General features: G+C 61.5%; 26 protein-coding genes and 1 other RNA gene. 15 read left to right on the plus strand and 12 right to left on the minus strand.

All coding sequences use genetic code 11. The features are described 5' to 3' along the window. Positions 1-74: 74 nt before the first annotated feature. A complete protein-coding gene (gene argE, locus ASD70_RS17100) occupies positions 75-1,223 on the minus strand; it encodes an acetylornithine deacetylase (protein WP_046070002.1) in 1,149 nt (382 codons plus the stop codon). 158 nt (positions 1,224-1,381) lie between these two features. Between argE and ASD70_RS17105 the strand changes: the two genes are divergently transcribed. Beyond that, positions 1,382-2,749, plus strand: a complete 1,368-nt coding sequence (locus ASD70_RS17105) for a CYTH domain-containing protein (RefSeq protein ID WP_043046971.1) — start codon at positions 1,382-1,384, stop codon at positions 2,747-2,749. Between the two features lie 127 nt (positions 2,750-2,876). Here ASD70_RS17105 and ASD70_RS17110 read toward each other — a convergent pair whose 3' ends face one another. After that, positions 2,877-3,347 carry an Lrp/AsnC family transcriptional regulator gene (locus tag ASD70_RS17110; protein WP_043046970.1) on the minus strand — a complete coding sequence of 157 codons (471 nt, stop codon included), beginning with the start codon at positions 3,345-3,347 and terminating at the stop codon, positions 2,877-2,879. Between the two features lie 127 nt (positions 3,348-3,474). On the opposite strand from ASD70_RS17110, the gene ASD70_RS17115 reads away from it, so the two are divergent. The 6 genes from ASD70_RS17115 to ASD70_RS17140 all read left to right on the plus strand — a co-directional run bounded on the left by ASD70_RS17115 (position 3,475) and on the right by ASD70_RS17140 (position 8,738). Further along, the gene (locus ASD70_RS17115) at positions 3,475-3,813 is read left to right on the plus strand and encodes a hypothetical protein (RefSeq protein WP_046070004.1); all 339 of its coding nucleotides are present in this window, start codon (positions 3,475-3,477) and stop codon (positions 3,811-3,813) included. An 85-nt stretch (positions 3,814-3,898) separates the two neighbouring features. Next, positions 3,899-5,593: a GspE/PulE family protein gene (locus ASD70_RS17120; RefSeq protein ID WP_056846999.1), complete on the plus strand. Its 1,695-nt coding sequence runs from the start codon at positions 3,899-3,901 to the stop codon at positions 5,591-5,593. Positions 5,594-5,669: 76 nt separating this feature from the next. Then, complete coding sequence (locus ASD70_RS17125; RefSeq protein ID WP_003195285.1) at positions 5,670-6,590, plus strand: SPFH domain-containing protein; 921 nt, start codon at positions 5,670-5,672, stop codon at positions 6,588-6,590. 10 nt (positions 6,591-6,600) lie between these two features. Beyond that, entirely contained in the window at positions 6,601-7,047 is a 447-nt protein-coding gene (locus tag ASD70_RS17130) for an NfeD family protein (RefSeq protein WP_046070006.1), read from the plus strand. A gap of 68 nt (positions 7,048-7,115) precedes the next feature. After that, the gene (locus ASD70_RS17135; protein WP_034116324.1) at positions 7,116-7,430 is read left to right on the plus strand and encodes a DUF2388 domain-containing protein; all 315 of its coding nucleotides are present in this window, start codon (positions 7,116-7,118) and stop codon (positions 7,428-7,430) included. A gap of 165 nt (positions 7,431-7,595) precedes the next feature. Beyond that, complete coding sequence (locus ASD70_RS17140) at positions 7,596-8,738, plus strand: DegT/DnrJ/EryC1/StrS family aminotransferase (RefSeq protein WP_056847000.1); 1,143 nt, start codon at positions 7,596-7,598, stop codon at positions 8,736-8,738. Between the two features lie 113 nt (positions 8,739-8,851). Here the strand turns inward: ASD70_RS17140 and gcvH are convergent, their stop codons facing one another. From gcvH to ASD70_RS17180, 8 genes are all read right to left on the minus strand, one after another. Beyond that, positions 8,852-9,235 carry a glycine cleavage system protein GcvH gene (gene gcvH / locus ASD70_RS17145; protein WP_056847001.1) on the minus strand — a complete coding sequence of 128 codons (384 nt, stop codon included), beginning with the start codon at positions 9,233-9,235 and terminating at the stop codon, positions 8,852-8,854. 53 nt (positions 9,236-9,288) lie between these two features. Next, positions 9,289-10,371: a glycine cleavage system aminomethyltransferase GcvT gene (gene gcvT, locus ASD70_RS17150; RefSeq protein WP_046070009.1), complete on the minus strand. Its 1,083-nt coding sequence runs from the start codon at positions 10,369-10,371 to the stop codon at positions 9,289-9,291. A gap of 156 nt (positions 10,372-10,527) precedes the next feature. Beyond that, positions 10,528-12,144 (minus strand): ABC transporter permease, encoded by a 1,617-nt coding sequence (locus ASD70_RS17155; protein ID WP_056847002.1) that lies wholly within the window; start codon positions 12,142-12,144, stop codon positions 10,528-10,530. A 161-nt stretch (positions 12,145-12,305) separates the two neighbouring features. Then, positions 12,306-13,310: an extracellular solute-binding protein gene (locus ASD70_RS17160; protein ID WP_056847003.1), complete on the minus strand. Its 1,005-nt coding sequence runs from the start codon at positions 13,308-13,310 to the stop codon at positions 12,306-12,308. Between the two features lie 162 nt (positions 13,311-13,472). Next, complete coding sequence (locus ASD70_RS17165) at positions 13,473-14,690, minus strand: 2-octaprenyl-3-methyl-6-methoxy-1,4-benzoquinol hydroxylase (protein ID WP_177342323.1); 1,218 nt, start codon at positions 14,688-14,690, stop codon at positions 13,473-13,475. A gap of 61 nt (positions 14,691-14,751) precedes the next feature. Beyond that, entirely contained in the window at positions 14,752-15,939 is a 1,188-nt protein-coding gene (ubiH, locus tag ASD70_RS17170; RefSeq protein WP_046070013.1) for a 2-octaprenyl-6-methoxyphenyl hydroxylase, read from the minus strand. Continuing rightward, positions 15,936-17,258 carry a Xaa-Pro aminopeptidase gene (gene pepP / locus ASD70_RS17175; protein ID WP_046070014.1) on the minus strand — a complete coding sequence of 441 codons (1,323 nt, stop codon included), beginning with the start codon at positions 17,256-17,258 and terminating at the stop codon, positions 15,936-15,938. Before pepP ends, ubiH begins: the two co-directional genes overlap by 4 nt. 20 nt (positions 17,259-17,278) lie before the next feature. Then, on the minus strand, positions 17,279-17,836 hold the full coding sequence (locus tag ASD70_RS17180) for a YecA/YgfB family protein (protein WP_043046957.1): 558 nt from the start codon (positions 17,834-17,836) through the stop codon (positions 17,279-17,281). A gap of 138 nt (positions 17,837-17,974) precedes the next feature. Here ASD70_RS17180 and ASD70_RS17185 point away from each other — a divergent pair, with 138 nt between their 5' ends. From ASD70_RS17185 to ASD70_RS17195, 4 genes are all read left to right on the plus strand, one after another. Then, the gene (locus ASD70_RS17185; RefSeq protein ID WP_003177365.1) at positions 17,975-18,184 is read left to right on the plus strand and encodes a TIGR02449 family protein; all 210 of its coding nucleotides are present in this window, start codon (positions 17,975-17,977) and stop codon (positions 18,182-18,184) included. Next, positions 18,181-18,498 (plus strand): cell division protein ZapA, encoded by a 318-nt coding sequence (locus ASD70_RS17190; protein WP_034116333.1) that lies wholly within the window; start codon positions 18,181-18,183, stop codon positions 18,496-18,498. Before ASD70_RS17185 ends, ASD70_RS17190 begins: the two co-directional genes overlap by 4 nt. A 30-nt stretch (positions 18,499-18,528) precedes the next feature. Continuing rightward, a non-coding RNA gene (gene ssrS, locus ASD70_RS28460) (6S RNA) lies at positions 18,529-18,707 on the plus strand. Positions 18,708-18,765: 58 nt separating this feature from the next. Further along, positions 18,766-19,395: a 5-formyltetrahydrofolate cyclo-ligase gene (locus ASD70_RS17195; RefSeq protein WP_056847005.1), complete on the plus strand. Its 630-nt coding sequence runs from the start codon at positions 18,766-18,768 to the stop codon at positions 19,393-19,395. A 13-nt stretch (positions 19,396-19,408) separates the two neighbouring features. On the opposite strand, the gene ASD70_RS29140 is transcribed toward ASD70_RS17195, so the two are convergent. Beyond that, positions 19,409-19,558: a hypothetical protein gene (locus tag ASD70_RS29140; protein WP_010207387.1), complete on the minus strand. Its 150-nt coding sequence runs from the start codon at positions 19,556-19,558 to the stop codon at positions 19,409-19,411. 194 nt (positions 19,559-19,752) lie between these two features. On the opposite strand from ASD70_RS29140, the gene ASD70_RS17200 reads away from it, so the two are divergent. The 4 genes from ASD70_RS17200 (at position 19,753) to ASD70_RS17215 (ending at position 25,069) form a co-directional block, all read left to right on the plus strand. Further along, complete coding sequence (locus ASD70_RS17200; RefSeq protein WP_046070016.1) at positions 19,753-20,202, plus strand: EVE domain-containing protein; 450 nt, start codon at positions 19,753-19,755, stop codon at positions 20,200-20,202. Positions 20,203-20,271: 69 nt separating this feature from the next. Then, entirely contained in the window at positions 20,272-21,237 is a 966-nt protein-coding gene (locus ASD70_RS17205; RefSeq protein ID WP_056847006.1) for an HlyD family secretion protein, read from the plus strand. Then, positions 21,234-23,951, plus strand: a complete 2,718-nt coding sequence (gene rbbA / locus ASD70_RS17210; RefSeq protein WP_046070018.1) for a ribosome-associated ATPase/putative transporter RbbA — start codon at positions 21,234-21,236, stop codon at positions 23,949-23,951. The genes ASD70_RS17205 and rbbA overlap by 4 nt, the downstream gene beginning before the upstream one ends. After that, positions 23,951-25,069, plus strand: coding sequence for an ABC transporter permease (locus ASD70_RS17215; RefSeq protein ID WP_046070019.1), 1,119 nt, complete (start codon positions 23,951-23,953; stop codon positions 25,067-25,069). The genes rbbA and ASD70_RS17215 overlap by 1 nt, the downstream gene beginning before the upstream one ends. 94 nt (positions 25,070-25,163) lie before the next feature. Here the strand turns inward: ASD70_RS17215 and ASD70_RS17220 are convergent, their stop codons facing one another. Further along, positions 25,164-25,571, minus strand: a complete 408-nt coding sequence (locus ASD70_RS17220; RefSeq protein WP_046070020.1) for a flagellar basal body-associated protein FliL — start codon at positions 25,569-25,571, stop codon at positions 25,164-25,166. Positions 25,572-25,635: the final 64 nt, after the last annotated feature.

The raw sequence follows: 25,635 nt of genomic DNA on the forward strand, positions 1-25,635 counted from the left end.
GGGCTGATGGTTATCGTCGGAACAGGCTTGGCGACACGCTCGCTCTCCTTATGTACGAATGGGCAAAGGTTAATTTATGCAGGTTTCAGGCAGTAATGTTCGACCAGTTCCCGCAATAGACGCACTGTAGGCGTCAAGCGTGACATTTCGAGGTACTCGCCCGGCTGGTGGGCACAGGCGATGTCGCCGGGGCCAAGCACCAGGGTTTCACAACCAAGGCGCTGAAGATAAGGCGCTTCGGTGCCGAACGCTACTGCTTCGGCACGATGACCGGTCAAACGTTCCGCCACCCGCACCAACTCGGCGTCCTCAGGCTGCTCGAAAGGCGGCACTTCGGGAAACAACGGCGCGTAATCGATCTTGACCTTGTGGCGCTCGGCCAGGGGTTCGAGCTTCTGCCGGATCGCCGCACGCAGCACCTCGGGGTCCATGCCCGGCAAAGGGCGCAGGTCGAATTCGAGGGAACACTGGCCGCAAATGCGGTTGGGATTGTCGCCGCCGTGGATGCAGCCGAAGTTCATGGTCGGTTGCGGCACGCTGAATTGCGCATTGCGGTACTCGCGCTGCCAGGCCAGGCGCAGGCCGCGCAATTCGCCAACGGCATCGTGCATCGCTTCGAGGGCGCTGTGGCCCAGGCTTGGGTCCGACGAGTGGCCGCTGCGGCCGAGGATGTCGATGCGTTCCATCATCACGCCCTTGTGCAGGCGGATCGGCTTGAGGCCCGTCGGCTCGCCAATCACCGCCGCCCGCCCCAGAGGCCGCCCCGCCTCGGCCAGGGCGCGTGCACCGGACATGGAGCTTTCCTCGTCACAGGTGGCGAGGATCAGCAGCGGCTGCTTGAACGGCTGGTCCAGCAACGGCAACACCGCTTCAATGGCCAGGGCAAAAAAACCCTTCATGTCGCAACTGCCCAGCCCTACCCAACGGCCATCGACTTCCGTCAGCTTGAGCGGATCGGTCTTCCACAGCGCCTCATCATAAGGAACCGTATCGCTATGGCCCGCCAGCACTAAGCCACCGGGGCCACTGCCGAAACTGGCGAGCAGGTTGAATTTGCCAGGGCTGACTTGCTGGATGTCGATAGCAAAGCCCAAGTCGCCCAGCCACGCGGCGAGCAGATCGATCACCGGGCGGTTGGTCTGGTCGAGCGACGCTTGGGTGCAGCTCACCGACGGCGCGGCGATCAAGGCGGCGAACTGCTCTTTCATGGACGGTAACGGCATGCGCGGTCTCCCAACTTCCCGGATGAACCTCACTATAGAGGCATCTGCACGACACAATAAACCGTTGCGCCACGTTGCCTGGCTCAGTCCTGTACACTGCACGACCTTGGCAGCCACATTTTTCCCCGGCTGCGCTCCCGATCCTGGATTTTCCGGCCATGCAGAAAGAAACCGAAATCAAGCTCCGCGTCAGCCGCGAAACCCTCGCCGCGCTGCGTGAGCACCCGCTACTGAAAAAACGCAACAAAAGTGGCTGGGAACGCCGTGAGTTGATGAACCAGTACTTCGACACCCCCGAGCGCGACCTGGCCCAGGCCAAGGTTGCCCTGCGCCTGCGCAAGGACGGTGACGACATCATCCAGACCCTCAAGACCCGTGGCCAAAGCGTCGCCGGCTTGTCGGAACGCAACGAGTACAACTGGGACCTGCCCAAAGCCAAGCTCGACGTGAAGAAACTCGACGGCGAATGCTGGCCCGAGCAACTCGCTGAGCTGGACAAAAAGACCCTCAAGCCGATCTTCACCACCGACTTCGTCCGCGAACGCGCCGAAATCGCCTGGGGCCGCGGCAAGGCCAAGGTGGTGATCGAAGCCGCCCTGGACCTGGGCCATGTGGTGGTCGGCAAGCAGAAGGAAGAAATTTGCGAGCTGGAACTGGAACTGCGCGAAGGCGAACCCGCTGCCCTGCTGGAACTGGCCGCCGAACTGGCCGCGACCCTGGCGCTGATGCCCTGTGACATCAGCAAGGCCGAGCGTGGCTATCGCCTGTACGATGCCAGCAGCTACTCCCTGAGCCTGCCTGCGCCGCAGATCCACGCCGAAATGCCGCTGGACGATGCTTTCGCCGCAATCATGTGGCACCTGCTGGGCAGCAGCCAGCGCCTGGCCGAGCAATACCGTTTCAACGGCCACTGGCGCCTGCTGCAGGACTGGGTCGAAAACCTCGGCGAACTGCGCGCCCTGATCGGCAGCCTCGGCCAGGCCGCTCCGCGTCAGTCCACCAGCGAGCTGCGCAGCGCCCTGGATGCACTGCTGGAAGACTGGCGCCCGCTGGTTCAGGCCGGTGATGACGATGAAGACATTCGCAAAGCCGCGCCGGAGCAGTTCGTCGAAGAACTGACCGACGTGCGCTGGGGCCTGTTCTCACTGAACACCTCGCGCTGGCTGCTGGCCCGCACCTGGACCGCCGAGCGTAACGTGCGCGGTAACCGCCAGGGCGCTGCGCAAATCACCAACTGGCTGCCACGCCTGCTGGCCGATGACGCCGTCGCCCTGCAACTGCCACGCTACCAGCAACAGCCGGAAGACCTGGCCGAGCAACTGCCGCGCATCGAACGCATCCAGGCCTGGCTGCACCATGCGCGTCATGTGGTGGACATTCCAGAACTGGACCGCTTGTACGGCGAGCTGAACAAGCTCGCGCACCTGGCTAACCAGCCGATTACCGATGAGTCGCTGGATGCGCGTATGCATCAGGCGATTGCGGTGTATCAGAATCGGGCCTGGAAGACCCTCCTGCGTCTGTAACGCTATCTACCCTGTAGGAGCGAGCTTGCTCGCGAAGATCGTTAACGATAACGCGCAAAGCCTGGCACCCACGTTGCTCTTGAGTTTTTCGCGAGCAAGCTCGCTCCTACATTAAGGCCCCTCCCTGTCAGCGCAATACTGGCAGGCTGGTAGTGGACTTGATCTCCGACAAAGCCACAATCGAATTGACCTCCTGGATCCCCGGCACCATCGACAACTTGTCAAAGAAAAACCGTTCGTACGCCTCGATGTCCGACGCGACGATACGCAGCAGAAAATCCACCGCTCCCATCAGCACATAACACTCCAGAACCTCCGGAAACCCACGGATCGCCTCGGTGAACTCGGTGAAGTTGGAGCGGCCGTGGGCATTGAGTTTGACCTCGGCGAAAATCTGCGTGTTAAGCCCGATTTTCTTGCGGTCCAGCAAGGTGACCTGGCCGCGGATCACCCCCTCTTCCTTGAGCCGCTGAATGCGCCGCCAACAGGGAGACTGCGACAGGCCGACCTGCTCGGCGATCTGAGCGCTGGAGAGCGAGGCATCCTCTTGCAGCAGGGCCAGGATGCGGCGGTCATAGACGTCCAACTCGCTGTGCATTGAAATACCTGCAAATAAGCTTATTTTGAATTGTTCGATTTGATTAATCGCAAAAGAAGCTCATCTTAGATAAGAATTCTCCCGAGGCGAATGTAAAAATTTCTCCAGTCGAATCTGGAGAGTCAGCATGCATGCCGTTGAAACCAACCACCCTGCCACCCGTGTCGATGCCTGGGCCGTCAACAGCGCCCATTGCCAGGCGCACTATCACATCGTCGCAGAAGCAGAACCGGACGTGCTGTGCCGGGTGCTGAACTATTTCGCGCTGCAGTTCCTGACCCCTGCCCAGGTCAGTGTGAGCCGGGCAGCCGACCTGCTGAACATCGATATCGTGATGGACGGCCTGAGCTGGCACCGCGCCCAAGTGATCGGTGAAAAGATTCGAAACCTGATCAGCGTATGCGACCTCAAGCTTTGGTCGGCTGATGTCGAGCGGCCTCAAGCGCTGGCGGCAAGTGCTGGGTAATTGCCTGCAAAACACCCAGGGAGGAGGAATTCCAGAGGCTGGCTAGCCTTGGATTTACATCCCAAGCCTCCCAGGAAAAACCTGCATGTCCGTCGCCTCCCACGATCACCCCTTGGAACTGCATCAATTATTGCCGGCATTGATCGATCAAGGGCTGATCACAGCGCAGGCGGCGCAAAACGTTTCGGCAGTGCCCTGCAGCCTGCATCCCCTGGAACGCATCGCGGCCGAAGGCCCTTGCCTGGAGAGCCTGACCCAATGGCTGGCTGGGCATGTGGGCCAGCCTTACCTGCGCATCGACCCGTTGCAGATCGACGTAGCAACGGTGGTGCCCCTGATGTCCCATGCCTTCGCCCAACGCCACGGCATTCTTGCAGTGGCCGTGGATGCTCAGAGCGTCACGGTCGCCAGCGCACAGCCCCATGTCAGCGCCTGGGAAGCCGGGCTCGCCCAGGTGCTCAAGCGTTCGATCAAGCGCGTAGTTGCCAACCCCCGGGATATCCAGCGCTGTATCAACGAGTTTTACCGCCTGGCCAAGTCGGTCAGTGGCGCCGATCAAAAGATGGCGACGCCTGGCAACGTCGAATTGCTTAGCCTCGGCGCCAGCGACAAGGAGCCGGATGCCAATGACGCACATATCATCAACATCGTCGACTGGCTGTTGCAGTACGCCTTTGCCCAACGGGCCAGCGATATCCACATCGAGCCCTGCCGCGATCAGGGCCGGGTGCGCTTTCGCATCGATGGGCTGTTGCACGACGTCTATCAATTTCCGCCCCAGGTCACCAAGGCGGTGGTCAGCCGTTTGAAAAGCCTCGGGCGAATGAATGTGGCCGAGAAACGCAAGCCCCAGGATGGACGCGTCAAGACCAGGAACCCGGCGGGCGTCGAGGTGGAGCTGCGCCTGTCGACCCTGCCGACGGCGTTTGGCGAAAAGCTGGTGATGCGGATTTTTGACCCCCAGGTATTGCTCAAGGACTTCGACCAGTTGGGCTTGTCGAACGCTGACCAGCAGCGCTGGCACGCCATGACCCGGCAAGCCAATGGCATCATCCTGGTCACGGGCCCGACCGGCTCGGGCAAGACCAGCACCCTCTACACCACCCTCAAGCAACTGGCGACCCGGGAAGTCAACCTGTGCACCGTGGAGGACCCGATTGAAATGGTCGAGCCGGCCTTCAACCAGATGCAGGTGCAGCACAACATCGACCTGACCTTCGCCAGCGGCATCCGCGCCCTGCTGCGCCAGGACCCGGACATCATCATGATCGGCGAAATCCGCGACCAGGAAACCGCAGAGATGGCGATCCAGGCAGCGTTGACCGGACATTTGGTGCTCTCGACCCTGCATACCAACGACGCGCCCAGCGCCATCAGCCGACTACAGGAACTGGGCGTTGCTCATTATTTGATCAAGGCTACGCTGATAGGCGTTATGGCGCAGCGCCTGGTGCGGGTGTTGTGCACCCACTGCAAGCGCCCGGCAGCGCTGGAAGATGTTGGCGGCTTCGAGGCGGTTGGCTGTGCGGAATGTCGTGACAGCGGTTATCGGGGCCGAGCCGGGCTCTACGAAATCATGCTCATGGACCCGGCGCTCAAGAGTTTGGTCACTCCCGGCGCGGACATACAGGCACTGCGCTGCGGGGCATTGGCGCAGGGCATGAGCAGCCTGCGCATGGCCGGCATCGATAAAGTGAAGGCCGGCCTGACCACGATGACGGAGGTATTACGGGTCACGCCTGGGGATTCAGAAACAAATCCTTTGTTTGTTGGGCCGTGAAACCGTCTTTATCCGTGACCAGACCGTTACAATCGGCCTAATGTCGTTCACTGACACCTTCAGATAGGGAATCGTTATGCAGATCGGAACCGTACTGCTTCTTTTCGTGGGATTGGCCATCGCCATCCTGTTCATGGGTTTCAAAGTGGTGCCCCAAGGCTACCAGTGGACCGTCGAACGTTTCGGTCGCTACACCAACACCCTCAAGCCCGGCCTGAACATCATCATCCCGGTCATGGACCGCATCGGTCGCAAGATCAACGTGATGGAGAGCGTGCTGGATATCCCGCCCCAGGAAGTCATCACGGCCGACAACGCCACCGTGCAGATCGATGCCGTGTGCTTCTTCCAAGTAGTCAACACCGCCCAGGCCGCCTACGAGGTCAACAACCTCGAACATGCCATCCGCAACCTGCTGCAAACCAATATCCGTACCGTACTTGGCTCCATGGAGCTGGATGCCATGCTGAGCCAGCGCGACGGTATCAACGAAAAACTGCTGCGTACTGTGGATGAAGCCACCGCGCCGTGGGGCATCAAGATCACCCGTATCGAGATCAAGGACATCAGCCCACCCGCCGACCTGATGGCCGCCATGTCCGGCCAGATGAAAGCCGAGCGAATCAAGCGTGCACAGATCCTTGAAGCCGAGGGCCTGCGTGCGTCGGCAATCCTGACCGCCGAAGGCAAGAAGCAGGCGCAGATCCTCGAAGCCGAAGGTAGCCGTCAGGCCGCGTTCCTGGAGTCCGAAGCGCGTGAGCGTCAGGCCGAAGCCGAAGCTCGGGCGACACAAGTGGTGTCCGAAGCCATCGCATCGGGCAATGTGCAGGCGGTCAACTACTTCGTCGCGCAAAAATACATCGATGCCTTGGGCAAGCTGGCATCGGCCAACAACAGCAAGGTCATCCTGATGCCGCTGGAAGCCAGCCAAGTGATTGGCGCCGTGGGCGGTATCGGCGAAATCGTCAAGGCGACTTTCGGCAACCAGAAAGGCTGAGGCCAACACCATGTGGGACTTTTTGCTGCATTTGTCGTTCTGGGATTGGTTGGCGCTGGGCACCGTGCTGTTGATTCTCGAGGTGTTCGGTGCCGGAGGCTACCTGCTGTGGATGGGTATCGCCGCGGCTGCTGTGGGGGTGATCAAGTTCCTGGTTCCGCCGCTCGGGCTGGAGTGGCAACTGCTGCTGTTCGCCATGCTGTCGATCCTGACGGCCGTGTATTGGTGGAAGCGCCAACGCAGCAGCGCCAAGGTCAGCGATCAACCGGGGTTGAACGAGCGTGGCTCCGAATTGATCGGGCGCACCTTCATGGTGCATCAGGCGATTGTGGATGGCCGGGGCAAGATTAAAGTCGGCGATGGCGTGTGGATGGTCACCGGTGCCGATGCCCCAGCAGGCGCTCAAGTACGCGTGGTTGGCCAGGATGGGGTGATTTTAAAGGTTGAAACTGTTTAGTCAGTGATGGAACTGGATCGGCTTAACTACAATCAAAACGTACAGATAACCCACCGGAGTCACCCATCATGCGTCTTAAATATGCTGTCGCCACCCTCGCTGTGCTTTCCCTTCCTGTCGGCTCAGCCATGGCCGATAGCTTCTGGCGTAATGTCATCTCGTCGGGCGCCACCACCGGCTCGACTTACCTGACCTTCAAGGACCACAAGCTGGTCGTTGCCGCCCAGGATGATGCAGGCAGCTTCGTTGCCAGCGACGGCGGCATTCGCGGCCCGTACCTGGAAGCGGCCATGCAGAAAGTCCGCGCCGATAACCCTGGCCTCAAGGCCACTGACATGGAGCTGGCCAACGCCATCCTCGCGAAGAATGCCGTAGCCGAGTAACCATGCCCGATAAAAAATGCCGCTTTTACAAGCGGCATTTTTTTGCCTGCACGCTGACGAATCGTTCACGAGCGACAGGCTATATTCAGTCTCGCCGTGCAACCATGCGTTACTGACTCGCCTATTAGTACCTGTCGCCTACCTGAAACGGATGCCCTCTTCGACATGAGCCAACTGCCCTTCCTGCCGTTTTCCAAACCTACCATTGATGAAGCCACCATCTCGGCGGTGGGCGATGTCCTGCGTTCTGGCTGGATCACCAGCGGGCCGAAGGTGCAGGCGTTCGAAACGCAATTGTCGGATTACTTTGGCGGGCGCCCGGTGCGCACCTTCAACTCGGGCACCTGCACTATGGAGATCGCCTTGCGCATCGCCGGCATCGGCCCTGGGGATGAAGTCATCACGACACCGATTTCCTGGGTGGCCACTGCCAACGTCATCCTCGAAGTCGGCGCTACTCCAGTGTTCGCCGATATCGACCCGATCACCCGCAACATTGACCTGGCCCAGGTTGAGGCGGCAATCACACCACGTACCAAAGCGATCATCCCGGTCTACCTGGCGGGCTTGCCCCTGGACATGCCGATGCTTTACGCGCTGGCCAATAAGTACAACCTGCGTATCGTCGAAGACGCCGCGCAAGCCTTGGGCTCCAGCTGGGACGGGGAACGCATCGGTGCAACCGGCGACTTCGTGTCGTTCAGCTTTCAGGCGAACAAGAACATCACCTCATCCGAGGGTGGCTGCCTGGTGTTGAACAACGCCGAGGAGGCCCGCCTGGCAGAGAAGTATCGCCTGCAGGGCGTGACCCGCAGCGGTTTCGACGGCTTGGATGTGGATGTGTTGGGCGGCAAGTTCAATATGACCGACATTGCCGCAGCCATTGGCCTGGGGCAGTTTGCGCATATCGAGAAGATCACCGCCCACCGCCAGAACCTGGCGCGCCATTACTTCAAGTGCTTTGGCAGTGATTTTGAGGAAAAGTACGGCGCGCAACTACCGCCGCTGGACTTCGAAAACAGCAACTGGCACCTGTTCCAACTGGTGCTGCCGGAGCGTCACGATGGCCTGCAGGCACGTGCGACGTTCATGGAGCAGATGCAGGCCCAGGGCGTCGGCATTGGCTATCACTACCCGCCCATTCACCTGCTGAGCCTGTATCGGGCGCAGGGTTTCAAGGAAGGCATGTTCCCGGTGGCAGAGCGTGTCGGGCGTTTGATCGTGTCGTTGCCGATGTTTACGGCGATGACGGAGGCGGATGTGGAGCGGGCTGTGGCGGCGGTTAAAGCAGTGTTGAAAGCCGGCTGAGCACTTATTAAATGTGGGAGGGGGCTTGCTCCCGATTGCGGTGTGTCAGCTACAAGTGAGCTGACTGGCACACTGCTATCGGGGGCAAGCCCCCTCCCACATGGGTCTTGCTTTTACTCGCCGATAGCGGCTGCGTAGCCGGCAGCGCCAAGCAGCTTGTCCAGCTCGGCCGGGTTGCTTGGCTTGAGCTTGAAGATCCAGGCGTTGTAAGGGTCAGAGTTCAGCAGCTCAGGGCTGCCACTCAGGTCTTCGTTGACAGCAATGACTTCGCCGGCAATCGGCGAGTAGATATCCGAAGCCGCCTTGACCGACTCAACCACACCCGCCTGATCTTCAGCCGCAAACACCTTGCCCACTTCAGTCAGCTCAACAAACACCACATCACCCAAGGCTTCCTGTGCATGGTCGGAGATCCCGACGGTCACGGTGCCGTCGGCTTCCAGGCGGGCCCATTCGTGACTTTCGGCAAAACGCAGGTCGGCAGGGATATTGCTCATAGTCTGTGTCCTCAAGAAGAAATGTCAGCGGCCTTCGGCCTGCCGGAAAATAGTTAGATCAAGGTTTTGCCATGGCGCACGAAGGTCGGCTTGACCACTCGCACCGGGTACCATTTGCCGCGGATTTCCACTTCGGCCCGGTCGGCAGTCGCCGTCGGTACACGCGCCAGGGCAATGGATTTGCTTAGCGTAGGCGAGAAACTACCACTGGTGATCTCTCCTTCGCCAACATTGGCGATACGAACCACCTGATGAGCCCGTAAAACCCCGCGCTCCTCGAGCACCAGCCCCACCAGTTTGAACTGCACACCGGCGGCTTTTTCTGCTTCCAGGGCGGCGCGGCCAATGAAGTTGCGCCCAACAGGCTCCCAGGCGATGCTCCAGGCCATGTTGGCCGCCAGGGGCGAAACAGCCTGATGAATGTCCTGGCCGTACAGGTTCATGCCGGCCTCCAGGCGCAAGGTATCGCGGGCGCCGAGGCCGATAGGGGAAATGCCGGCACCCACCAGATCGTTGAAAAACCCCGGGGCCTGGTCGGCGGGCAGGACAATTTCCAGGCCATCTTCACCGGTATAGCCGGTGCGGGCAATGAACCAGTCACCGTCGGCCTGGCCTTCGAACGGCTTGAGCTGATGAATCAGGGTGCCACGGGACTGGGTCACCAGTTCAGCGATTTTCTGCCGGGCGTGGGGCCCCTGGATGGCGAGCATGGCCAACTCGGGCCGCTCATGCAGTTGCGCTTGATAACTGCCCAATTGCCCTTGCATCCAGGCCATGTCCTGATCGCGGGTGGCGGCGTTGACCACCAGTCGGTAACCGCTTTCGGTGCGGTAGACGATCATGTCGTCCACTACCCCGCCCTGCTCGTTGAGCATGGCGCTGTACAACGCACGGCCACAGCCGTGCAATCGATCGACATCATTGGCCAGCAAGTGCTGGAGCCATTCCTTGGCCTGAAGGCCGCTGACATCGATTACGGTCATATGAGATACATCGAAAACCCCGCAGTCGCGTCGCACCTGATGGTGCTCTTCAACTTGCGAGCCGTAATGCAAAGGCATATCCCAACCGCCAAAATCGACCATTTTCGCGCCGAGGGCGAGATGCAGGTCATACAGAGGCGTACGCTGTCCCATGGGTTTCTCCTTCCGGGCTTGGCGAAGGTGCGCAGAGCTGCCACCTGCGCCGAACACCCTGAATTACAAGGCCCACAGGCACATACAGCAGGTCGACCCGAAAGACGGAGCGCACCGAATGCCGCGCATTGTAGCCTCAAGCTGTAGGACTGGCACCTAACCGATTTGTCGGGCAGAGCGGCGAATCAGCCCGATGACCGGCAACAACCCGACCAGCACCAGGGTCAGCGCCGGCAAAGAGGCCCGCGCCCATTCGCCTTCACTGGTCATTTCAAAGATCCGCACCGCCAGGGTGTCCCAGCCGAACGGGCGCATCAGCAGGGTTGCAGGCATTTCCTTGAGCACGTCGACGAACACCAGCAGCGCCGCGCTCAAGGTGCCCGGCAACAACAACGGCAGATACACTTTGCAAAACAGTCGTGGGCCGCTCACTCCAAGGCTGCGTGCAGCTTCGGGCAGCGACGGACGGATTCGCGCCAGGCTGTTTTCCAGCGGCCCGTAGGCTACGGCCAGGAATCGCACCAGGTACGCCAACACCAGTGCAGACAGGCTGCCCAACAGCAAGGGCTTGCCCGCACCTCCCAGCCAGCCGGACAGCGGCACCACCAGCTCACGGTCCAGATAGCTGAACGCCAGCATGATCGACACCGCCAGCACCGAGCCCGGCAAGGCATAGCCGACATTGGCCAGGCTGATGCCGGAGCGAATCGCCCGGGTCGGCGCCAGGCGGTTGGCAAAGGCCAGTACCAACGCCACGCTGACGGTGATCAGCGCCGCGATACCGCCCAGGTAGAGGGTGTGGACGATCAGGCCGGTATAGCGCTCATCCAGGTCGAAGCGCCCGCGCTGCCAGAACCAGGCCACCAGTTGCAGCATCGGGATCACAAATGCGCAGGCGAAGACCAGGCCGCACCAGGCGCTGGCCGCAGCCGCCTTGAGCCCGCGCAGGTGGTACAACGCCTTGCCTCGTGGTCGCTCATTGCTCGGTCGGCTCGCCCCACGCGCGCGCCGTTCGCCATACAGCACCAGCATCACCACCAGCAGCAACAGGCTGGCCAGCTGCGCGGCACTGGAAAGGCTGAAAAAACCATACCAGGTCTTGTAGATGGCGGTGGTGAAGGTGTCGAAGTTGAATACCGAGACGGCGCCGAAATCCGCCAGGGTCTCCATCAAGGCCAAGGCCACGCCAGCACCAATCGCCGGGCGCGCCATCGGCAAGGCCACGCGCCAGAACGCTTGCCAGGGCGACTGCCCCAGCACCCGCGCCGCTTCCATCAAGCCCTTGCCCTGGGCCAGGAACGCCGTGCGCGCCAGCAGGTAGACGTAAGGGTAGAACACCAGCACCAGCACGATGATCACGCCACTGGTGGAGCGCACTCGCGGCAAACGCAGCCCGGCACCGAACCATTCGCGCAGCAAAGTCTGCACGGGCCCTGCGAAATCCAGCAGGCCGACGAACACAAAGGCCAGCACATAAGCCGGGATCGCAAAGGGCAGCATCAGCGCCCAATCGAGCCAGCGTCGCCCGGGGAATTCGCAGAGGCTGGTCAACCAGGCCAGGCTGACACCCAACAGTGTCACACCAAGACCGACGCCGAGTACCAGGGTCAAGGTGTTGCCCAGCAATCGAGGCATCTGAGTATCCCAGAGATGGGACCAGATCTGGTGGTCGATGCTTTGCCAGGACAGCAGCAGCACGCTCAGCGGCAGCAGCACCAGGGCGGCGACGGAAAAGACCGGCAGGTACCAACGGCGTTGGGCGGGGTGGGCCAAGGAAAAGCTCTCTATGAACAGACTATTCAAAGACAAACACAAAACAATGTGGGAGGGGGCTTGCTCCCGATAGCGGAGTGCCAGTCACTGATGATTAGACTGACACTCCGCCATCGGGAGCAAGCCCCCTCCCACATTTAGATCTGTGGCAATTTACACATTCAGTTCCAGCCGGCGCGATCCATCAGGCGAATGGCCTCGGCCTGACGCTTGCCCGCCACTTCCACCGGCAAGGTATCGGCCACGAACTTGCCCCAGCTCGCCACTTCCGCCGATGGCGGCACCGCCGGGTTGGCGGGGAACTCCTGGTTCACGTCGGCAAAGATTTTCTGCGCCTCAGGCGTAGTCATCCACTCCACCAGTGCCTTGGCCGCTTCCGGGTGCGGCGCGTGCCTGGTCAGGCCGATGCCCGAAAGGTTCACATGCACGCCACGGTCGCCCTGGTTCGGCCAGAACAGTTTCACTGCCAGGTCCGGCTTCTGCTTGTGCAGGCGACCGTAGTAGTAGGTGTTGACGATACCCACGTCGCACTGCCCGGCGTTTATGGCTTCCAGCACGGCAATGTCATCGGAGAACACGTCGGTGGACAGGTTGTTGACCCAGCCCTTGACGATCTCTTCGGTCCTGGCCGCGCCATGGGTTTCGATCAAGGTCGCGGTCAGCGACTGGTTATAGACCTTTTTCGCCGTACGCAGGCACAGGCGGCCTTCCCACTGCTTGTCGGCCAGGGCTTCGTAGGTGGTCAGTTCGCCCGGTTTTACCCGGTCGGTGGAATAGGCGATCGTGCGTGCACGCAAGCTCAAGCCGGTCCAGGCGTGGGCCGATGAGCGATATTGCAGCGGGATATTCTTGTCGATCACAGCGGAAGTGAACGGTTGCAGGATGCCCATTTGCTCGGCCTGCCAGAGGTTGCCGGCGTCGACGGTGAGCAGCAGATCGGCAGTAGCGTTCTCGCCTTCGGCCTTGATGCGCTGCATCAGTGGCGCTTCCTTGTCGGTGATGAACTTGACCTGCACGCCGGTCTTCTTGGTGTAGGCATCGAAAACCGGCTTGATCAGTTCGTCGATACGCGAGGAGTAGACCACCACTTCGTCGGCCGCCTGCACGGTAGTGCTGCCGATCAGGATGAGTGCCAGGGCAGTCAGGAGGCGCTTGGGTGCCAACATGGGTGCGGTCTCTCTCATTTGCAAATTGAGGGCAAATGATAAGGACTCACATTTGGTAACGCTCGGCGGAGGCGTTACCAGATGTTGCACAGCCCGAATATGCGCGAGGATTGAGTGCCTCATCGGGGGCAAGCCCCCTCCCAAAGGGGACTGTATTTCAATTCAGGGTTTAGCGAGTTCTGGTAGATCGCCAGTCAAACCTAGCGCCTGGCGCACAAACACTGCCTTGGCTTCGGGCATCTGGTCGACGATTTTCAAGCCGGTATTACGCAACCAGCGCAACGGCAGTTGATCAGCCTGGAACAGGCGTTCAAAGCCTTCCATCGCCGCCATCAACGCCAGGTTGTGCGGCATGCGCCGCCGCTCGTAACGGCTCAGCACCTTCACGTCCGCCAGGCGCTCGCCGCGCTCGGTGGCCGCCAGCAATACTTCGGCCAGCACCGCCGCGTCGAGGAAGCCCAGGTTCACGCCCTGCCCTGCCAACGGGTGGATCACATGGGCCGCGTCGCCGATCAACGCCAGGCCCTCGGCCACATAGCGTTTGGCATGGCGCTGGCGCAACGGCACGCAAACTCGTGGGTCGGCGCTGATCACAGTGCCCAGGCGCCCTTCGAAGGCACGCTCGAGTTCCCGGCAGAAGCGTTCATCATCCAGAGCCATCAGGCGCTCGGATTCAGCCGGCGTGGTCGACCAGACAATCGAGCACCAGTCTTCCTGCCCATCCCGTACCAGCGGCAGGAACGCCAGCGGGCCGGTATCGGTAAAGCGTTGCCAGGCCGTGCGCTGGTGCGGCTGGCTGCTGCGCACGCTGGTGACGATCGCGTTATGCAGGTAATCCCACTCGCGGGTCGGGGTGCCGGTCAGGCGGCGTACTGCGGAGTTGGCGCCATCGGCGGCCACCACCAGCGGCGCACGCAATTTGCGCCCGTCAGCCAGGGTCAGCAGCCAGTCATCGCCGGAGCGGCGCATCTGCTCAAGGCGCGCATGGGCCAGCAGGCCGAGGTCGCAGTCGTGCAGGCGCTCCAGCAAGGCATCCTGCACTACGCGGTTTTCGACGATATGCCCGAGCACCTCGGCATGCACGCTGGCCGCCGAGAAGTGGATCTGCCCGGTGCCGCTGCCATCCCACACCTGCATCTCGCCGTAAGGGCTGGCGCGACGCTCGACGATGCCGTCCCACACGCCCAGGCGTTCGAGGATGCGCTGGCTGGCAGCCGACAACGCGCTCACCCGCGGTTCAAACGCCGCATCTGGCTCGAACGGTTTGACACTTAAGGGGCTGCCGTCGAGCAGCAGCACCTGCAAGCCACTGCCCTGCAACGCCAGCGCCAGCGCGCTTCCGACCATTCCGGCCCCGACAATCAGCACATCTGCGTGCATGTCCATGCTTTAAGCCTTGTCTCGTGTGCGGCACAGGCCGCCGATAAAGTAGTGGGCCGGTTCAGACATCGGCGCGCGTGCCCAGGCCCATGGCCTGGCGGGCGAACCAGCGTTTGGCCGGCGGCAACAGGTCCAGGCCCAGCAGGCCCAGGTTGCGACCCAGCGCCATCAACGGCTGGCCGCTGCCAAACAGGCGCGTGACCTGGTCGGAGAAACCCACGGTGAGTTGCTGGTCCAGACGCTGGCGCTCGCGATAGCCTTGCAGGGTCGCCAGGTCGCCCGGCACGGCCGGCCCGGCCAGCAACGCCTCGGCCAAGGCATTGGCATCGCGCAGGGACAGGTTGAAGCCCTGCCCGGCAATCGGGTGCAGGCTGTGCGCCGCATTGCCAAGCACCGCCAGGTGCGAGCGCACTTGCTCTTCGGCTTCCACCAGGGTCAGCGGGTACAGGTGACGGGCACCCACCTGCTTGAGGGTGCCCAGGCGATACCCGAACACACCCTGCAATTCGCTCAGGAAGCTTCGCTCGTCAAGGCTGGCCAGGCGCTGGGCGTCCATGCCGATGCGGGTCCAGACCAGCGCGCAACGGTTGTCCGGCAGCGGCAGCAAGGCCATCGGCCCTTCATCGGTAAAGCGCTCGAACGCTTCGCCATTGTGGGCTTCGCTCGGAGTGATGTTGGCGATCAGTGCGCTCTGGTTGTAGGGCCGAGTCTTCACGCCAATGCCCAGTTGCTCACGCAAACCGGAGCGGCCGCCATCGGCCAGTACCGCCAGGTCGCACTCCAGCACGGTTTCATCGTTGAGGGTCAGGCGATAGCCATCGGGCAGTGGTTCCATGCGTGTGACTTCCGCCGGGCAGCGCCAGCTCACCACGTCCTTGTCCAGGCCTTGCCACAGGCATTGGCCGAGCCAGGCGTTTTCCACTACATAGCCCAGGGCCGGCACGCCCTCTTCCATGGCGGACAAACGTGCCGTGGAGAAACGCCCACGGTCCGACACATGGATTTGCTTGATCGGCTCGGCACGCTGGGAGATGGCCTGCCACAAGCCCAGGCGCTGGTAAATCTGGCGGGCGCCAAACGACAGCGCCGAAGAGCGCGCATCGTAGCTCGGCTGGTAGCTGTCACCCGGCGCAAAGGGCTCGATCAACACGATCTTCCAACCCCGCGTCTTGGCCCCGGCCTGCAACGCCAGGGCGAGGCTGGCGCCCACCAGGCCGCCGCCGATGATTGCCAGGTTGACCCGGCTCATCGGGCAGCCGCCATGAGCGCTTCGATCTCGGCAACGGTTTTGGGCACGCCGCCAGTCAGGATTTCACAGCCTTGCTTGGTCACTATCACGTCGTCCTCGATGCGTACGCCAATGCCACGCCATTTCTTTGCCACGTTCTGGTTATCCGGGGAAATATAGATGCCCGGCTCCACGGTCAAGGCCATGCCGACTTCCAGCACCCGCCATTCACCGCCGACCTTGTACTCGCCCACATCATGCACATCCATGCCCAGCCAGTGGCCGGCGCGGTGCATGTAGAAAGCGCGGTAGGCCTCGCTGGCGATCAGCTCGTCAACGTCACCTTGCAGCAGCCCCAGCTTCACCAGCCCGGCGGTGATGACCTGCACGGTCGCCTCGTGGGCCTGGTTCCAATGTTTGTTCGGCGCGATCTGCTTGAAGGCGGCTTCCTGGGAGGCCAGCACAATCTCGTAGATCGCCTTTTGCTCAGGCGAAAACTTGCCGTTGACCGGCCAGGTGCGGGTGATGTCGCTGGCGTAGCAGTCGATCTCACAACCGGCGTCGATCAGCACCAGGTCGCCGTCCTTGAGCAGCGCGTCATTCTGCTGGTAATGCAGGATGCAACTGTTGCGCCCGGCGGCGACGATGGAGCCATAGGCCGGCATTTTCGCGCCGCCCTTGCGGAATTCGTAATCCAGCTCGGCTTCCAGGCTGAACTCATGCAGCCCGGCACGGCTGGCCTGCATTGCCCTCACGTGGGCAGCACAGGAAATTCGCGCCGCCTCGCGCATCACCTTCACTTCTGCCGCCGATTTATACAGGCGCATATCGTGGAGCAGATGATCCAGGGCAACGAATTCGTTCGGTGGCTGGGCGCCCAGGTGCGCCTTGGAACGGATCACGTTGATCCACTCCATCACATGCCGGTCGAATTCGGCGTTGCTGCCCATGGCCGAATATACCCGGTCGCGGCCTTCGATCAGGCCGGGCAGGATGTCGTCGATATCGGTGATAGGGAATGCGTCGTCGGCGCCAAAGTCACGGATCGCGCCTTCAGTGCCGGCGCGCAGGCCATCCCATAGCTCGCGTTCAGCGTTGCGCTCACGGCAGAACAACACGTATTCGCCGTGCTGGCGACCGGGCATCAGCACGATCACCGCCTCGGGCTCCGGAAAGCCGCTCAGGTACTGGAAGTCGCTGTCCTGGCGGTACACGTGCTCGACATCGCGGTTGCGGATGGCCACGGCGGCAGCCGGCAGGATCGCGATGCTGTTGGGTTCCATCTGCGCCATGAGCGCCTTGCGGCGACGGGTGTATTCCGCTTTGGGGATATGAATCATGGGCAGATGGGCTTCCTTTCTTAGTGCAACGACGGCTTGGCCGCGACCGGTTCAGCGGACTTTCGGGTCTCGGTGAACAGCAGCAACGGCGCGACGCGCAGGTATTCCATGACTTCCATGTAGTCGCCTTCGCCGTCTTCGGATTCTTCCAGGGCATCTTGCACCTGGGAGATGGCTGCCAGGTCCTGCAGCACTTCCTTGGCGTCGGTGCTCAGCTCCAGGCCGCCGGCGTTAACGCCGAAACCGTGGAGGAAACCCTGGCACCACTGGCCCAGGGCGGCAGCGCGCTCGGTGAGCGGCGCGTCATCGGTCGGCAGCAGCAGGACCACGGTGACGTCGTCACCGGTCAGCTCGCCCTTGACCATCTCTTGCAGGCCAATCAACGCGTTGCGCACGTTTTCGTTGGGTTCGGTTTCCAGCAGCTCGGCTACATCAGCCAGCCAGTTGTCGGCATCAAAGCCCACACCGGTGCAACTGCGGCCCAACAGCACGCCGTGCAGTTCGGCAGGCGAGCATGGGTGACCGCTGGTGCTCAGCAGTTTGGAAAAAGCGTCGTACGGGGAATTCTGAATGGGCATGGTGAGCTAGGCGCCAGACGGCGCAATGTCTAGAATGGAGCGCTGTATCCTAGCACCGGCAGACGCACCAAGACTATCGAGGGCGTCAGATCGTTTATCCTGCAGTTGCCATTCATCAGACAAATCCAGTGGAACCCAATGGAAGACACCGACCTGCAAGCGCTGATGGCCAGACTCGAACTGCTAATTGATCGGGTCGAGCAACTAAAGAGTCAAAACGGACTCCTATTAGCTCAGGAAAAGACCTGGCGCGAGGAACGCGCTCACCTCATTGAAAAAAACGAAATCGCCCGGCGTAAGGTCGAATCGATGATTTCGCGCCTGAAGGCCTTGGAGCAAGACTCATGAGTTCAAGCAATAGCGTAACCGTGCAGATCCTCGACAAAGAATATTCGATCATCTGCCCCCAGGAAGAACGCAGCAACCTGGTGAGTGCTGCCCGCTATCTGGACGGCAAGATGCGTGAAATCCGCAGCAGCGGCAAAGTCATCGGCGCCGACCGCATCGCCGTGATGGCCGCGCTGAATATTACCCACGACCTGTTGCATAAGCAGGAACGCCCTGACGTACAGGCCAGCGGCTCGACCCGCGAGCAGGTACGTGACCTGCTGGAGCGCGTGGATCTGGTGCTTTCTACCGATTCAGACACACCCAAGGGCTGATTGCCGAGTCTGTTTAAGGTATACTCGCGTCACTCCCTGGCGTGTTTGCCAGTCGGCGATGTCCCTGAGCCGATTCGCACTACCCTGGAAGTTGCACGTTGGGCTGGTGTGCATGTCCGCTAGACGGAAAGCCTTAAAGCCTACTGCTTCTTCCACCTTGAACTTTCGGGTTCAAGGGCTAAGTCGACAGCGGCTCTGTCGGGGAGCCTGAATTTCCAAACTCAATGCCAGTCCCAGGACTGGCATTGTTTTATGAGCCGAAAAACCATGACCGAACCTGCGCCGCTTTCCCGTCCGCAACTTCGACGCATGTTGCGCAAAGCCCGCCGGGCACTCACGCCGAGCGAGCAGCGCCAGGCCGCCCTTGGGGTGTATCGGCAACTGGCACAGCACCCGCTGTTACGCCGGGCCAAACATATTTCCTTATATCTACCGACGGACGGTGAAATCGATCCGCGCTTGCTGCTGCGTGCAGCCCAGCGCCGGGGCAAGGCCACCTATCTGCCGGTACTGAGCGCCTGGCCGCGCACCAAGATGGTGTTCCAGCGCGTGCGGCCTGGGGAAAAGTTGTTGCCCAACCGCTTTGGCATTCTTGAGCCACGGGTCAATGCCCATCGCCAACGCCAGGTGTGGGCGCTGGATTTGGTGCTGTTGCCGCTGGTGGGCTTCGATGATGTGGGCGGGCGCCTGGGCATGGGCGGCGGGTTCTACGACCGCAGCCTGGCCTATCTGGCCCGCCGCCATAGCTGGCGCAAGCCGACGCTGCTGGGGCTGGCCCACGAATGCCAGAAAGTCGGGCGACTGGCGCAGGCAAGCTGGGATGTGCCGTTGGCGGGGACGGTGACCGATAAGCAGTGGTATGTCGCAGAAACGCCGCTGGAAACAGCGGCGCCTTAGTTAATGCTTCGAGTTAACGCTTGAACGGTTGTGGCTGCTGCTGAGCCAGTTCAACCGGTGCATCGGTCTTGTTCGACCACAGGCTCTGGGCATAACCGGTGGTCACGACGCCCAGACCAAACAAAATAACCAAAATCCATAGTAAATCCGGTTTACGTTGCATCGATTGCCCCCCTTCAGGCATCTCGTACACGATGACAACAACGTTCCAAAGTAGTCCGTTGCAGCTGCGTCAAGCCTAAAAGCGCGCATTCTGCGGCAACGTGAACCAACACGCAAACCTTGACGCCAACCGACTGTCGGTTTGTGATGGAATTGCCCGACAACTTGCCCAATGCCTTTTTCAGGAGCCCAAAAATGGCCTACTGGCTGATGAAATCCGAGCCCGACGAACTCTCCATCACCGGCCTGGAAACGCTCGGCCAAGCGCGCTGGGATGGGGTGCGTAACTATCAGGCGCGCAACTTTCTGCGGGCGATGGCCGTGGGCGATGAATTTTTCTTCTATCACTCCAGTTGCCCGCAGCCCGGTATTGCCGGCATCGGCAAAATCATCGAGGCCGCCTACCCGGACCCTACTGCCCTGGAACCCGACAGCCCTTATTTCGACGCCAAGGCCAGCGCAGAGAAAAACCCGTGGAGCGCAATCACCGTGGCCCACGTCAAAACCTTCCCCAAGGTGCTGAGCCTGGGCGATTTGAAGCAGCAAACCGCCCTTGCCGAAATGCCGCTGGTGCAGAAAGGCAGCCGGCTTTCGGTCATGGCGGTCACGCCTGAACAGTGGGCGGCCATCCTTCATCTGCTTTAACTGACCGATATCAAGACCCTCACGGGGTAAACCCGTCACACTGGGACGCTAACGCCGCAGGATGCAGCCATGTCTACGAACCACCGCACCTCCCGTCTTTTCGCCTCCGCCCTGATCGTCCTGTTGCTGGGGGCCGGGGCCTTTGGTTACTGGCGCTCGACCCAGGACCGCCTGCCCGAAGGCTTGAGCATGGGTAACGGGCGGCTGGAGTCCACCGAAGTGCAGATCGCCGCCAAGATCCCCGGGCGCCTGGCCGAAGTACGCGTGGATGAAGGCGACAAAGTGCTCAAGGGCCAGCTGCTGGCGCGTATGGACACCCGCACCCTGGAAGCCCAGCGCGCCCAAGCCGAAGCCGAGGTGTTGCGCGCCAAGGAAAACTTCGCCGCCGCCGAAGCCAACGTGCAGTTGCGCCAAAGCGAGCAATTGCTGGCCAGCCAGGAACTCAAGCGTACCCAGGAGCTGTACCGGCGCGGCTTCGCCAGCAGCCAATTGATCGACCAGCAACAAGCACGCCAGAACACCGGCAATGCGGCGGTGATCGCGGCCCAAGCCCAAGTCAACGCAGTGAAGGCCGCCATCGGTGCGGCCCAGGCCCAGGTCGCCCAGCTCACCAGCGAAATCGATGACAGCAGCCTGCGTGCGCCCATCGACGGCATCATCCAGTTGCGCCTGGCCGAGCCAGGTGAAGTGCTCGGCGCGGGTGGGCGCGTGTTGCTGCTGATTGACCCCAATGACCAGTACATGAACCTCTACCTGCCCGCCTCCGTCACCGGTCGTCTGACCGTCGGCAGTGAAGCACGCATCCTGCTCGATGCCCTGCCGCAGCAGGCGTTGCCGGCCAAAATCAGTTTTGTCGCGGACAAATCCCAGTTCACCCCCAAGGAAGTGGAAACCCGCGATGAGCGGCAGAAACTGGTGTTCCGCGTCAAATTGCACCTGACTCAACCCAGCGCCGTGCCGCAAGCCAAGCCGGGCATGCCCGGCGCGGGTTATGTGCGCACAGCCCATATCGACTGGCCGGCCAACCTGCAATGAGCGGCCTGGCGCTGCACGCCACGGGGATCAACCACCGCTACGGCAAGCAACAGGCACTGCTCGACATCGCCTTCAGCCTGCCGGCTGGCACCCGCTGCGGGTTGATCGGCCCGGACGGCGCCGGCAAGTCGAGCCTGCTGGGGTTGATCGCCGGGGTTAAGAAGCTGCAGGTGGGCCAGTTGCAGGTGCTCGGCGGTTCTATCCAAGACCGTCGCCATCGCAACAGCCTGTACCCGCGCATCGCCTTTATGCCCCAGGGTCTGGGCGGTAACCTGTACCCCGAGTTGTCCATCAGCGAGAACATCCGTTTCTTCGCCACCTTGTTCGGCCTGTCGAAAGCCGATTGCGACCAGCGCATGCACAACCTGCTGCTCGCCACCGACCTCGCACGTTTTGCCGAGCGCCCGGCAGGCAAGCTCTCCGGCGGTATGAAGCAGAAGCTCGGCCTGTGCTGCGCGCTGATCCATGATCCGGACCTGTTGATCCTCGACGAGCCCACCACCGGCGTCGACCCGCTGTCACGCCGACGCTTCTGGGAACTGGTAGACAGCGTACGCAGTGAGCGCCCGCAACTGACACTGCTGGTGGCCACCGCCTACATGGAAGAGGCCGAGCAATTCGAGCATTGCCTGATGCTCGACCGTGGCAGGTTGATCGCCGATGGACTGAGCCGCGAACTGGCGACGATAACGCCCAGCGGCAAGCTCGATGAGGCCTTCACCCACTTCCAGGGCGACAGTGCCCACGACAACCAGCCACTGGTAATTCCACCGCGCACAGGCGGCAACGCCGATATCGCCATTCAAGCCCACGACCTGACCCTGCGCTTTGGCGATTTCACCGCGGTGAACAAGGTCAGCTTTGCCATTGGCCGCGGCGAGATCTTCGGCTTCCTCGGTTCCAACGGTTGCGGCAAGACCACCACCATGAAAGTGCTGACCGGGCTGATGCCGGCCACCGAGGGCAGTGCAATCCTGCTGGGCAAACCGGTAGACGCCAAGGACCTGGCGACCCGCAAGCGCGTGGGCTTTATGTCGCAAAGCTTCTCGCTGTATGGCGAGCTGAGCGTGCGCCAGAACCTGGTGCTGCATGCGCAACTGTTCGACCTGCCCAAGGCCGACAGCGGCCCGCGCATTGCTGAATTGATCCAACGCTTCGACCTCGGTGAAATCGCCGACCAGCCCTCCGGCGAGTTACCCCTTGGCCTGCGCCAGCGCTTGTCCTTGGCGGTTGCGGTGCTGCATCGCCCGGAAGTGCTGATCCTCGATGAGCCCACCTCGGGCGTCGACCCGGCAGCGCGGGATGATTTCTGGCGGTTGCTGATCGAGTTGTCGCGGGAACAAGGTGTGACCATCTTCCTGTCCACTCACTTTATGAATGAAGCCCAGCGCTGCGACCGCATCTCCTTGATGCATGCCGGCAAAGTGCTGGCCTGCGACACACCCGAGGCGTTGCAACAGCAGTTCCACGGCGACACCCTGGAAGCGGCTTTCGTCACCTGCCTGGAACAGGCCCAAGGAGAACCCGAACCCGCAGCCCCCCGGGCAACCGTCAACGACACCCACGCGCCACCGGTGAGCAAACGCGGTTTCAGCCTGGCACGGTGGTTGGCCGTGGCCAGTCGCGAAGGCAAGGAGTTGCTGCGCGACAGGGTACGCATGGCTTTTGCCTTGCTCGGGGCGATGTTCATGATGGTGATCTTCGGCTACGGCATTTCCCTGGATGTGGAAAACCTCGCCTTCGCCGTCTACGACCAGGACCAGACTCCACAAAGCCGCGCCTACCTGGAAGCATTTCGCAGTTCACGTTATTTCGCCGAGCAAGCCCCCATCCGCGACGCCAATGAATTGCACCGGCGCCTGCAACGCTCGGAAATCAAACTGGCCCTGGAAATCCCACCGGGTTTTGGCCGCGACCTGTACGCCGGGCGCCAACCGACCGTGGCTGCATGGATCGATGGCGGCATGCCGTTTCGCGCCGAAACCAGCCGCAACTACGTCGAAGCGGTACACCAAGGCAATCTCCAGCAGTTGGCCGAATTGAGCAGCCTGCCCCGCAGCACACAAGCCGCGGTCAAGCTGGAAACACGCTTTCGCTACAACCAGGACGTCGTCAGCGTAAACGCTATCGGCCCAGGCGTGATGGCGCTGATCCTGGCATTTATCCCGGCGATGCTCACCGCCCTGGGCATCGTGCGCGAAAAAGAGCTGGGTTCGATCACCAATTTCTACGCCACGCCGCTGACACGCCTGGAGTTCCTGCTGGGCAAACAGGCGCCCTACCTCGCCGTCAGCCTGGTCAACCTGGCGCTGCTGGTGGCGATGAACCGCTGGTTGTTCGGTGTACCGTTCAAAGGCAGCGGCTTGACCCTGGCTTTCGGTGGCCTGTTGTACGTGCTGGCGACCACGAGCATGGGCCTGTTGATCTCGGCATTCACCCGCACCCAGATCGCAGCGATCCTCGGCACCATGATCATCACCAGCCTGCCGACTATCCAGTTTTCCGGGCTGATCGTGCCGCGCTCCTCCCTGGAAGGCGCAGCGGCACTGATGGGCATGCTGTTCCCCGCCGGGCACTTCCTGGATATTGCGGTGGGCACCTTCACCAAGGCTCTGGACCTGCGCCAGTTGTGGCCGCAGTGCCTGGCGTTGTTCGGGTTTTTCGTCGGTTTCACCGGGCTGAGCCTGGTGATGCTCAAGAAGCAGGAGGCCTGATGCACAAACTCGCCCATATCCTGCGCCTGGGGCTCAAGGAACTCACCAGCCTGCGCCACGACAGCGTGTTGCTGCTGTTTCTGTTCTACGCCTTCACCGTGGCGATCTATATGCCCGCTGCCGGCTCGGTGATTGGCGTGCACAACGCCAGCGTGGCCTTTGTCGATGAAGATCACAGTGCGCTCTCGCGACAAATGGCCGAGGCCCTGCAGCCGCCAGAATTCCAAGCGCCGGCGCCACTGGCCTACGACCAGCTGGACAAGGTCATGGACAGCGGTCAGTACACCTTCGTCGTCAATGTACCGGCGAATTTCCAGGCCGATCTGTTGGCGGGGCGCCAGCCGGGCGTGCAGGTGAACGTCGATGCCACGGCAATGAGCCAGGCCTTCATGGGCGCCGGTTACATCGGGCGGATTTTCCAACGCGAACTGCTGACCTACAGCGGCCAGGCCGACGCTGCCGGCAAAGCCCCGGCCCTGCTGACCACCCGGGCGCTGTTCAATACCAACCTCGAAGGTGGCTGGTTCCTGGCGGTGATCCAGATCGTCAACAACATCACCATCCTCGCCATCGTGCTGACCGGCACCGCCCTGCTGCGCGAACGCGAGCACGGCACCCTCGATCACCTGCTGGTGCTGCCCCTGACCGCGCTGGAGATCATGCTGGCAAAAATCTGGAGCAACATGCTGGTGGTGGTGTTGTGTACGTGGCTGTCCCTGGAACTGGTGGTCAAAGGCTTGCTCGGCGTGCCGTTGGCCGGCTCCATGAGCCTGTTCCTGTTGGTGACGGCGTTGTATCTGTTTGCGAGCACCGCGCTGGGGATCTTCCTCGCTACCCTCGCCCGCTCGACACCGCAGTTCGGCCTGCTGGCGATCCCGGTGATCATCCCGATGCTGTTGCTCTCTGGCGGCAGTACGCCGCTGGACAGCATGCCCGAGTGGCTGCAGTGGGTGATGCAGGGTTCGCCGTCGACGCACTTTGTGAGTTTGAGTGCGGCGATTTTATTCAGGGATGCTGGGGTGAGCGTGGTGTGGCCGGATTTGCTGGCGCTGGCGGGGATTGGCTTGGTGTTTTTTGCGGTGGCGTTGGCGCGGTTCAGGAAGAGTCTGGCGTCTTGAGGCGCCTGACCGACAGCTATCGCGGACAAGCCCACTCCCACAGGGGATTTCATTTCAATGTGGGAGTGGGCTTGCGAGAAAGTCGCGCAGCGACTTACTGGATGATCAGGTTGTTGAAGAGCAGGTCTTCGACCACCGGCTTGCCGGTCTCATCGTTCATCACTTGCTGGGTTTGTTTCAGGGCTTCCTGGCGCAGTTTTTCCTTGCCTTCAACGGTGCTCATGGCCTCGCTGGTCTGCTGGGTGAATAGCGCCACCAACTGATTGCGAATCAGTGGATCGTTGGCTTTGACCGCCGCGGCGGCTTCGGTGCCGGTTACGCGCAGGGCGATGTCGGCTTTGTACACCTTGAGCTTCGCCGTGCCATCCAGGCCATAGTTGCCTACGAATGGCGGCGTCAGGCTGATATAGCTGACCTTCGGCGCCTCGCCTTCCTTGGCCTCTTCGGCCTGGACAGCCATCGGCAATGTCAGGGCCAGCATCAACAGGATCCACGCTTTCACAGTTCATTCCTCGAATTCGGTTGCCCGGTAGCATAACGCTAGCAAGGCTGAGCACAAGCTTATG

Origin of the sequence: Pseudomonas sp. Root569, from assembly GCF_001427465.1 — a bacterium.
GTDB classification, from domain to species: domain Bacteria; phylum Pseudomonadota; class Gammaproteobacteria; order Pseudomonadales; family Pseudomonadaceae; genus Aquipseudomonas; species Aquipseudomonas synxantha.

What these genes read in the sequence shown, in the direction of transcription:
- argE (WP_046070002.1), bottom strand. Translation starts at nt 1,223, where the DNA reads ATGCCGTTACCGTCCATGAAAGAGCAGTTCGCCGCCTTGATCGCCGCG.
- ASD70_RS17105 (WP_043046971.1), top strand. Translation starts at nt 1,382, where the DNA reads ATGCAGAAAGAAACCGAAATCAAGCTCCGCGTCAGCCGCGAAACCCTC.
- ASD70_RS17110 (WP_043046970.1), bottom strand. Translation starts at nt 3,347, where the DNA reads ATGCACAGCGAGTTGGACGTCTATGACCGCCGCATCCTGGCCCTGCTG.
- ASD70_RS17115 (WP_046070004.1), top strand. Translation starts at nt 3,475, where the DNA reads ATGCATGCCGTTGAAACCAACCACCCTGCCACCCGTGTCGATGCCTGG.
- ASD70_RS17120 (WP_056846999.1), top strand. Translation starts at nt 3,899, where the DNA reads ATGTCCGTCGCCTCCCACGATCACCCCTTGGAACTGCATCAATTATTG.
- ASD70_RS17125 (WP_003195285.1), top strand. Translation starts at nt 5,670, where the DNA reads ATGCAGATCGGAACCGTACTGCTTCTTTTCGTGGGATTGGCCATCGCC.
- ASD70_RS17130 (WP_046070006.1), top strand. Translation starts at nt 6,601, where the DNA reads ATGTGGGACTTTTTGCTGCATTTGTCGTTCTGGGATTGGTTGGCGCTG.
- ASD70_RS17135 (WP_034116324.1), top strand. Translation starts at nt 7,116, where the DNA reads ATGCGTCTTAAATATGCTGTCGCCACCCTCGCTGTGCTTTCCCTTCCT.
- ASD70_RS17140 (WP_056847000.1), top strand. Translation starts at nt 7,596, where the DNA reads ATGAGCCAACTGCCCTTCCTGCCGTTTTCCAAACCTACCATTGATGAA.
- gcvH (WP_056847001.1), bottom strand. Translation starts at nt 9,235, where the DNA reads ATGAGCAATATCCCTGCCGACCTGCGTTTTGCCGAAAGTCACGAATGG.
- gcvT (WP_046070009.1), bottom strand. Translation starts at nt 10,371, where the DNA reads ATGGGACAGCGTACGCCTCTGTATGACCTGCATCTCGCCCTCGGCGCG.
- ASD70_RS17160 (WP_056847003.1), bottom strand. Translation starts at nt 13,310, where the DNA reads ATGTTGGCACCCAAGCGCCTCCTGACTGCCCTGGCACTCATCCTGATC.
- ASD70_RS17165 (WP_177342323.1), bottom strand. Translation starts at nt 14,690, where the DNA reads ATGCACGCAGATGTGCTGATTGTCGGGGCCGGAATGGTCGGAAGCGCG.
- ubiH (WP_046070013.1), bottom strand. Translation starts at nt 15,939, where the DNA reads ATGAGCCGGGTCAACCTGGCAATCATCGGCGGCGGCCTGGTGGGCGCC.
- pepP (WP_046070014.1), bottom strand. Translation starts at nt 17,258, where the DNA reads ATGATTCATATCCCCAAAGCGGAATACACCCGTCGCCGCAAGGCGCTC.
- ASD70_RS17180 (WP_043046957.1), bottom strand. Translation starts at nt 17,836, where the DNA reads ATGCCCATTCAGAATTCCCCGTACGACGCTTTTTCCAAACTGCTGAGC.
- ASD70_RS17185 (WP_003177365.1), top strand. Translation starts at nt 17,975, where the DNA reads ATGGAAGACACCGACCTGCAAGCGCTGATGGCCAGACTCGAACTGCTA.
- ASD70_RS17190 (WP_034116333.1), top strand. Translation starts at nt 18,181, where the DNA reads ATGAGTTCAAGCAATAGCGTAACCGTGCAGATCCTCGACAAAGAATAT.
- ASD70_RS17195 (WP_056847005.1), top strand. Translation starts at nt 18,766, where the DNA reads ATGACCGAACCTGCGCCGCTTTCCCGTCCGCAACTTCGACGCATGTTG.
- ASD70_RS29140 (WP_010207387.1), bottom strand. Translation starts at nt 19,558, where the DNA reads ATGCAACGTAAACCGGATTTACTATGGATTTTGGTTATTTTGTTTGGT.
- ASD70_RS17200 (WP_046070016.1), top strand. Translation starts at nt 19,753, where the DNA reads ATGGCCTACTGGCTGATGAAATCCGAGCCCGACGAACTCTCCATCACC.
- ASD70_RS17205 (WP_056847006.1), top strand. Translation starts at nt 20,272, where the DNA reads ATGTCTACGAACCACCGCACCTCCCGTCTTTTCGCCTCCGCCCTGATC.
- rbbA (WP_046070018.1), top strand. Translation starts at nt 21,234, where the DNA reads ATGAGCGGCCTGGCGCTGCACGCCACGGGGATCAACCACCGCTACGGC.
- ASD70_RS17215 (WP_046070019.1), top strand. Translation starts at nt 23,951, where the DNA reads ATGCACAAACTCGCCCATATCCTGCGCCTGGGGCTCAAGGAACTCACC.